The organism is Microbacterium sp., from assembly GCF_041909575.1.
GTDB lineage: Bacteria > Actinomycetota > Actinomycetes > Actinomycetales > Microbacteriaceae > Microbacterium.
The window spans coordinates 1-7,309 of the sequence record NZ_JAYRDE010000131.1 but is presented as its reverse complement, the minus strand read 5'-3'; the positions used below and the strand labels follow the sequence as shown (position 1 = coordinate 7,309).

8 protein-coding genes are annotated in these 7,309 nt (G+C 70.3%); 2 read left to right on the top strand and 6 right to left on the bottom strand.

What is annotated here, in order from left to right:
* The 5 genes from ACE3O1_RS13910 to ACE3O1_RS13890 all read right to left on the bottom strand — a co-directional run.
* The coding region (locus ACE3O1_RS13910) for a VOC family protein (protein WP_374316032.1) at positions 1-795 on the bottom strand (795 nt) is incomplete at its 3' end.
* Between the two features lie 192 nt (positions 796-987).
* Positions 988-1,938, bottom strand: coding sequence for a phosphoribosylaminoimidazolesuccinocarboxamide synthase (locus ACE3O1_RS13905; protein WP_374316030.1), 951 nt, complete (start codon positions 1,936-1,938; stop codon positions 988-990).
* 18 nt (positions 1,939-1,956) lie between these two features.
* Entirely contained in the window at positions 1,957-2,295 is a 339-nt protein-coding gene (locus ACE3O1_RS13900; RefSeq protein ID WP_374316028.1) for a hypothetical protein, read from the bottom strand.
* 47 nt (positions 2,296-2,342) lie between these two features.
* Positions 2,343-2,954, bottom strand: a complete 612-nt coding sequence (locus tag ACE3O1_RS13895) for an RNA polymerase sigma factor (protein ID WP_374316026.1) — start codon at positions 2,952-2,954, stop codon at positions 2,343-2,345.
* Complete coding sequence (locus ACE3O1_RS13890; protein WP_374316024.1) at positions 2,954-3,532, bottom strand: hypothetical protein; 579 nt, start codon at positions 3,530-3,532, stop codon at positions 2,954-2,956. Before ACE3O1_RS13890 ends, ACE3O1_RS13895 begins: the two co-directional genes overlap by 1 nt.
* 174 nt (positions 3,533-3,706) lie before the next feature.
* On the opposite strand from ACE3O1_RS13890, the gene ACE3O1_RS13885 reads away from it, so the two are divergent.
* Both ACE3O1_RS13885 and ACE3O1_RS13880 read left to right on the top strand, forming a co-directional pair.
* The gene (locus tag ACE3O1_RS13885; protein WP_374316022.1) at positions 3,707-4,327 is read left to right on the top strand and encodes a PadR family transcriptional regulator; all 621 of its coding nucleotides are present in this window, start codon (positions 3,707-3,709) and stop codon (positions 4,325-4,327) included.
* Positions 4,324-5,895 carry an MFS transporter gene (locus ACE3O1_RS13880; protein ID WP_374316020.1) on the top strand — a complete coding sequence of 524 codons (1,572 nt, stop codon included), beginning with the start codon at positions 4,324-4,326 and terminating at the stop codon, positions 5,893-5,895. Before ACE3O1_RS13885 ends, ACE3O1_RS13880 begins: the two co-directional genes overlap by 4 nt.
* Before the next feature lie 94 nt (positions 5,896-5,989).
* On the opposite strand, the gene purD is transcribed toward ACE3O1_RS13880, so the two are convergent.
* The gene (purD, locus tag ACE3O1_RS13875) at positions 5,990-7,261 is read right to left on the bottom strand and encodes a phosphoribosylamine--glycine ligase (protein WP_374316018.1); all 1,272 of its coding nucleotides are present in this window, start codon (positions 7,259-7,261) and stop codon (positions 5,990-5,992) included.
* Positions 7,262-7,309: the final 48 nt, after the last annotated feature.

The following is a 7,309-nucleotide window of genomic DNA, read 5'->3' as shown; positions in this document are numbered from 1 at the left end:
GTCGTCGAAGCGCACCGTCCGGCCGTCGTCCCGCACATCGACGCCGTGGTGCCGCAGCCGGTCGGCGAGCGAGCCCACCGCGTCCTCGTCGGGAAGGGCCAGATCGACCCGGCCCAGGCCGAGGGCCGGCATCCGCGGTCCGGCGCCGCGCGAGTTCCATACGTTCATCGCCATGTGGTGGTGGTAGCCGCCGGCGCTGACGAACACGGCTTGGCCCCCGAGCGCCGCCGTCTCGTCGAAGCCGAGGGCGTCGACGTAGAAGGCCCGCGCCGTCGCGACATCCCCCACCGAGAGGTGGACGTGACCGACGGATGCCGCCTCCCCGGCCGTCGAGCCGAGCGCGGCCTCCTCCGTCAGGTGCTCGCCGAGGAAGCCGTTCGGGTCGAGGTACAGGGTGCCCATTTCGATCTGCCCGTGCGTCCACGACCACTCGGAGCGGGCGCGGTCCCAGTACAGCTCGATGCCGTTGCCCTCGGGGTCGGTGAAGTAGAAGGCCTGGCTGACGAGGTGGTCGGCCGATCCGGTGAAGGAGCCGGGCGCGTGCCGGGCGACGCTGTAGAGCGCGGCGGCGAGGGCGGCCTGCGTCTCGAAGAGGATCGCGGTGTGGAAGAGCCCCGCCGATCCGGGGGTCGCATGACGGAGGGCCGGCTCGTGGCGCAGGATGACGATCGGCCGGCCGGCGCGCCCGAGCGTGACGGCGTTGCCGTCCGCGGCGATCACCTGCAGCGTCACGACGTCGCGGTAGTACGCCGTCATGCCGTCGAGGTCGCCGACGAGCAGGGTCACCGGTCCCATCCCGGTGTCGGCAGCGAGCTTCTCATTCACGCGAATAGACAACGCCTGGCTTGTGCCGGGCATTCCGGCGGTGCAGCGCCTCCCGTTCTCGCTGCGCGTCAAACCAGGGGGAGAAATCGCCGTCCACCCGGGGGTCGGGGACCTCTGCGGGCGGAATCTCCCCGCTCGTTGACGCGAGGGCCGAGGGCCGGGTCAGGCGGTGAGGCGCTCGAGGAGCTCGCGGTAGCGAGCGGCGGTGCGCTCGACGATCTCCGGGGGGAGGGCAGGCGGCTCGCCCTGCTTGTCCCAGTTCGCGGCGAGCCAATCGCGCACGATCTGCTTGTCGAAGCTCGCCATCCGCTCCTCGGGCGTGGTGCCCGACGCCCAGGCCGCGGCATCCCAGTACCGCGACGAGTCGCTGGTGAGCACCTCATCGGCGAGGGTCATGACGCCCCGGTCGTCCAGGCCGAACTCGAACTTGGTGTCGGCGAGGATCACGCCGTGGCGCTCCGCCGTCCGCGCAGCGCGGGCGTAGATCTCGAGCGACAGGTCACGCAGCTCGGCCGCGCGCTCGGCGCCGACCAGCTCGACGGTGCGCTCGTACGAGATGTTCTCGTCGTGCTCCCCCATCGGCGCCTTCCAGGCCGGCGTGTAGATCGGCTCGGGCAGCCTGTCGCCGTTGGACAGCCCCTCCGGGAGAGGGATGCCGCACACCGTCCCGCTCTCGCGGTACTCGGCCCATCCCGACCCGGTGAGATAGCCGCGCACGACGCATTCGATCGGCTGCATGTCGAGGCTCTTCACGACCATCGCCCGCCCGGCCGCGGCATCCGGGATCAGCGACCGAAGGTCGTCGTCGGTGTTCGCCTGGCCGTCGTCGCCGAGAGTGAGAACGTGAGAGGCGGCGAGATGGTTCGGGATGCTGCGCCCGCCGTCCGCGCCCGCCAGCTGATCGAACCACCACAGGCTGAGCGTGGTGAGCAGCGTGCCCTTCCCGGTGATGCCGGGCTCCAGGACGTGGTCGAAGGCGCTCACGCGATCGCTGGCCACGACGAGCATCCGCGCGGGTTCGCCGCCCTCGGGGGTGTCGGCGGGCACATAAAGGTCGCGGACCTTGCCGGAGTAGACATGGCGCCAGCCGGGGAGATCGAGGGGGGTCGTCACCTGCCCATTATCGCGGGGTCACGGCGTGATCGAGTCGACGTAGGCGAACGCCTCGTCGAGGAGCGGCTGCCAGCGGCCCGCCGCGGCAGCGGGCACCAGCATCCACTCCTTCATCGCGCGTTCGCGCATGACCATGCGCTCCATCCCGTCCACCCCGTCGAGTTCGTCGACGCGCGCGGCGGGGAGCTTCACGACCATCGCACCGCGGTACCCGACGAACGCGAAGACCTTGCTGCGGATGCGCAGCCCCTCGCTGCCGAACATCGGCCCGATGTCGACGCCCGCCCGCTCGAGGTACGCCCCGGCCAGGGGATCGAAGATCTCGTGAGCGCGCTGCACCGCCGCGGCATCGGTCATGCGCATACGCTACGCCTCGCTTCCGACGCCGCGTGCGCGCCTGAGGCTCATTTCGGAACGGCGGCCTCCCAGCGGGCTCCCCTCGGCCTGTCGCGGGTGCGAACCTGCTCATCCTCGGGATCGGGGGCGCCGCGTCCCAACTGCTTTTCGAGCCGCTTCAGCGCCCGCGCGTGCCGCGTCCGTGCGGTGGATTCATTCATCGACAAGATCCGCGCGCTCTCGGCGATGCTGAAGCCGTCCCAGTGGATCAGCATGATCAACTCCCGAGAGCGATCATCGAGCGCTCCCACGGCGCGCCGGACCGTTTCGAACCGGATGTTCGCTTCGGCGATGGTGTCCGCCCCGCCGTGCGTCGCAGCGGACGCGCGCAGGTGGTCTCGGAGTCCATCTGCCAGTGCGAGTTGCTTCGCGGTGTGGCGGTAGTGCTCGCGAAGGATGTTCCTCGCCACTCCGAAGCACCACATTCTCGCCTCGTGATCTGTCGTCGGGAGCCGGGATGAGCTCTCCCAGATCGCCAGCAGGACGCGGCCCAGGAGGTCGGCGGCGTCCTCCGGCTGCGTGACCCGTCGTCGAAGGTAGCGGAGCAGGTCGTCGGCGTTGTCCGCCACGACGAGCTCGACCCGGTCGCGAAGCGCAGACGGGATGGGACGGGTGCGCATCAGTGGAGCTGTCCCTGGCAGTCGGTGACGCTGGAGGGCATGTATTCGTCTCGCTCATCCCGAAGCTGAAACGGGATCGCCGCCTCGATGTGATGGTTGATCGCGATGCTCAAGGACATCTCATCGCGAGCCTGCTGCGTATCGACCTGCAGGCCGCCGTCACGACCGGGAACGAACGGGTGCGCGATCGCATAGTCGTACATCTCCTGGCCGATCCCCGTCCAATCGTGGTCCGCCACGAATGCGGCGGTCTGCCGGTCGGATGGCGTGCGATCCTCCGGGTCGCCGAAGTAGAGGGCGTATCGGCAGCTCACGTCCACGCCCGTGTCCGTCGTGTACTTGATCGGGATGATCGCATCGGCATCGACCCACGTGCCGTCGATCCCGAACTGGCTCAGCGGGAGGACCAGGGCTCCGCCGGTCAATGCCACGATGCCGGCGATGCCGAACGAGACCATCGTCCGTCGACGCTTCCACCACGGCGCCGTCGTCGGTGACGCGGCGATCGCTTCAGTCCTGGCGGCGAGAGCTGTGCGGCGTACCAGCGCGTGAAGGTGCGCGTCCTCGGCGCCGGACATCGGGTCAGCAGCCGCGAGTTCCGACGGAAGTGAATCCCTCATGATGTGTGCTCCTCATCTCGGTCCTCAGACAGGACTTCGTTCTCACACAGGACATGACGAGGGGGTCGAGAACCGTCTCAACGAACCGGACGGGGTGTATAGTCCACGTGGACTATTCGACACGGAGTGACCATGACCGACGCGCTGAACCGCCTCACGCCCCTCGGGCTGATGGTTCTCACGCTGCTCGACGAGGGCGACATGCATCCGTACGAGATGATCCGGCTCATGCGCATGCGGCGCGACGACCGCCTCGTCACGATCACCAACGGCACGGTGTATCACACGGTCGCTCGCCTCGAACGGGCGGGCCTCGTCGCCGAGGTGGGCGTCGATCGCGAGGGCAACCGTCCCGAGCGCACGACATACGCGGTGACGGATGCCGGAGCCCGGGCAGCGGCGGACTGGGTGCGTCGCGAACTGCCCCGCGTCGATCGCCCGGCCGAGTTCCGCGTGGCGCTCGCCGAGGCCCACAACCTCGACCGCGGCGAGGTCATCGACCTGCTCGCGGCCCGCCGGACCGAGCTCGAAGCCGCGAGGGACGCGCTGGCCGACGGCCACCGGTTCGCGCGGCACAAGGGCGTGCCCGACCAGTACCTGCTCGAGGTGGACCGCGACGAGGTGATGCTCGCGGCCGACCTCGCCTGGCTCGACGGGCTCCTGGCCCGGCTCGCCGATCCCGACTTCGCCTGGGGGCCCGATCCCGAGCCCTCGGAGCGCTATCTCGCACAGAGGAAGGCCGCACGGCTATGACCGAACAGAAGACGCAGGCGGAGGCATCCGGACCCGGTGACCGCGCCTCCCGCGGCCCGATCACCGGCGCCTACGCGATCGGCCACAAGCCCCGCAGCCCCTGGCCCGCGCTGTGGGCGCTCGTCATCGGGTTCTTCATGATCCTGGTAGACACGACGATCGTCTCGGTCGCGAACCCGGCCATCAAGGCGGCACTCGATCCCGAGACCAACAACCTCGACAACGTCGTATGGGTGACCTCCGCCTACCTGCTTGCCTACGCCGTGCCGCTGCTCATCACCGGCCGCCTGGGCGACCGGTTCGGGCCGAAGAACATCTACCTGATCGGTCTCGCGGTGTTCACCCTCGCCTCGCTCGCGTGCGGCCTGTCGCCGACCCTCGGCGCGCTCATCGCGTTCCGGGCGGTGCAGGGTCTCGGCGCGGCATTGATGACCCCGCAGACGATGGCGGTCATCACGCGCACCTTCCCGCCGAACCAGCGCGGCGCGGCCATGGGCCTGTGGGGCGCGACGTCGGGCGTGGCCATGCTGGTGGGCCCGCTCGCGGGCGGCCTGCTCGTCGACGGTCTCGGGTGGGAGTGGATCTTCTTCATCAACATCCCGGTCGGCATCGTCGGGTTCGTGCTGGCCTGGATCCTCGTCCCCAAGCTCGAGACGCACCCCCACAAGTTCGACCTCGTGGGCGTCTTCCTGAGCGCGATCGCCCTGTTCCTCATCGTCTTCGGTCTGCAGGAGGGCGAGACGTACGACTGGGGCGTCATCTGGGGGCCGATCACCGTGTGGGGGCTCATCATCTCGGGCGTCGTCGTGCTCGGACTGTTCATCTGGCAGCAGGCGAAGACCAAGAGCGAGGCGCTCGTACCGCTCGAGCTGTTCCGCGACCGCAACTTCTCGATCGCGAACCTCGGCATCGCCACGGTCGGCTTCACGGTGACGAGCATGTCGCTTCCGCTGATGTTCTTCATCCAGCTCGGTCGCGGGCTGACGCCGACCGAGGCGGCGCTGCTGCTCGTGCCGATGGCGATCGCCGCGGGCGTGCTGTCGCCGATCGCCGGCCGGTGGCTGGATCGCACCGACCCCCGCGTGCTGCTCGTGCCCGGCCTGCTCCTGGTGTCGACTTCGCTGGTCGTCTACTCGCTCCTCATGAACCTCGAGACCCCGATCTGGATGTTCCTCATCCCGTCGTTCCTCATGGGCGTCGGCAACGCCGGGATGTGGGGTCCGCTGGCGACGACCGCGACCCGCAACCTCGCTCCGCGGCAGGCCGGTGCCGGCGCCGGCATCTACAACACGACCCGCACGATCGGCTCGGTGCTCGGCTCGGCCGCGATCGCCGTGTTCATGCAGTCGCGCCTCGAGGCGAACATCCCGGGTGCGTCCGAGGCATCCGGCGGTTTCGCAGGCGGCACCCTGCCGCCTCAGATCGCCGAGCCGTTCTCGACCGCGATGGCCCAGGCGATCCTGCTTCCCGCGGCCGTCATGCTGGTCGGCGTGGTCGCGGTGCTGTTCCTGCGCCGGCCGGTCCCGACCCCGACCGCGGAGTGGCAGGCCGCCGAGGACGCCGTCTGACCTGGATCGGGCGCAGTTCCCCGCACGGTGCGCGGTTGTAACTGCGCCCGATGCGGCCAACCACGCGCAACGCGCCGCGAGAGGCGGCGGAAGATCAGGACTCGACGACGCGCGCGGCGATGTCGGTGCGGTGCTGCCCGCCCTCGAGGCCGATCTCGGCGACCGCGCGGTAGACGCGGTCCCGGGCCTCGGCGAACGTAGAGCCGAGCCCGACGACGTTGAGCACACGGCCGCCAGTGGCCACGAGCCCGTCGGCCGACGCGGCGGTGGCGGCGTGGGCGAGGTGCACACCGTCGACAGCGGCTGCGGCATCCGTTCCGGTGAGCACCCGCCCGGTCGCCGGCGCCTGCGGATAGCCCTCGCTCGCGACCACCACGGTGACCGCGACGGCGTCGGCAAACGCGGGGCGCGGACGGGTCTCGAGATTGCCGGATGCCGCGGCCAGCAGCAGCTCGGAGAGCGGATCGACCAGCCGGGGAAGCACGACCTGCGTCTCGGGGTCGCCGAAGCGGGCGTTGAACTCGATCACCTTCACGCCGGTGTCGGTGAGGATGAGCCCGGCGTAGAGGAGGCCGATGAACGGCGTGCCCTCGGCGTCGAGCCGGCGGATGACGGGCTCGGCCACCTCGCGCGTGACGAGGTCGACGAACTCGTCCTCGCCACCGAAGCGCTCCGCGAGCCACGGGAGCGGCGAGTACGCGCCCATCCCGCCGGTGTTGGGCCCCTCGTCCCCGTCGAGCAGTCGCTTGTAGTCCTGCGCGGGGCTGAGGGCGAGCACGTGATCGCCGTCGCTGAGGAAGAAGAGCGACACCTCCGGGCCGGCGAGGAACTCCTCGACGAGCACGGGGCCCGAGGGGAGATAGGCGGCGGCGTGGGCGACGGCCGCGTCGCGATCCTCGGTGACGATGACGCCCTTGCCGGCCGCGAGGCCGTCGGCCTTGACGACGTAGGGGGAGCCGAGCTCGTCGAGCGCTGCCTCGAGGTCGGCGGGGGATGCCGCCCGCACGGCGCGGCCGGTGGGCACGCCCGCGGCATCCATGATCCGCTTCGCGAACGCCTTCGAGCCCTCGAGCTGGGCGGCCGCCTTGCCGGGACCGAAGACGGGGATGCCGCGCTCCCGCAGCGCGTCGGCGACGCCCGCGACGAGCGGCGCCTCGGGGCCGATCACGACCAGGTCGACGGCATGCTCGTTGGCGAAGAGCGTGACCGCCGCGGGGTTGTTCGGATCGAGGTCGACGAGCGTCGCGTCCTGGCCGATTCCCGCGTTGCCCGGGGCGGCGAAGACCTCGTGCGCCGTAACCTCCGACCGCAGCGCGAGGATGATGGCGTGCTCGCGCGCGCCCGAGCCGAGAACCAGGATCTTCACGCGACCAGCCTACCGAGGGGCCCGAGCCGCGTTTCCGCCGCTCGGAGC

Excerpts from the sequence above, each read along its gene's own strand:
- ACE3O1_RS13880 (WP_374316020.1), top strand. The coding sequence starts at position 4,324 with ATGACCGAACAGAAGACGCAGGCGGAGGCATCCGGACCCGGTGACCGC.
- ACE3O1_RS13895 (WP_374316026.1), bottom strand. The coding sequence starts at position 2,954 with ATGCGCACCCGTCCCATCCCGTCTGCGCTTCGCGACCGGGTCGAGCTC.
- ACE3O1_RS13890 (WP_374316024.1), bottom strand. The coding sequence starts at position 3,532 with ATGTCCGGCGCCGAGGACGCGCACCTTCACGCGCTGGTACGCCGCACA.
- ACE3O1_RS13900 (WP_374316028.1), bottom strand. The coding sequence starts at position 2,295 with ATGACCGATGCCGCGGCGGTGCAGCGCGCTCACGAGATCTTCGATCCC.
- ACE3O1_RS13885 (WP_374316022.1), top strand. The coding sequence starts at position 3,707 with ATGACCGACGCGCTGAACCGCCTCACGCCCCTCGGGCTGATGGTTCTC.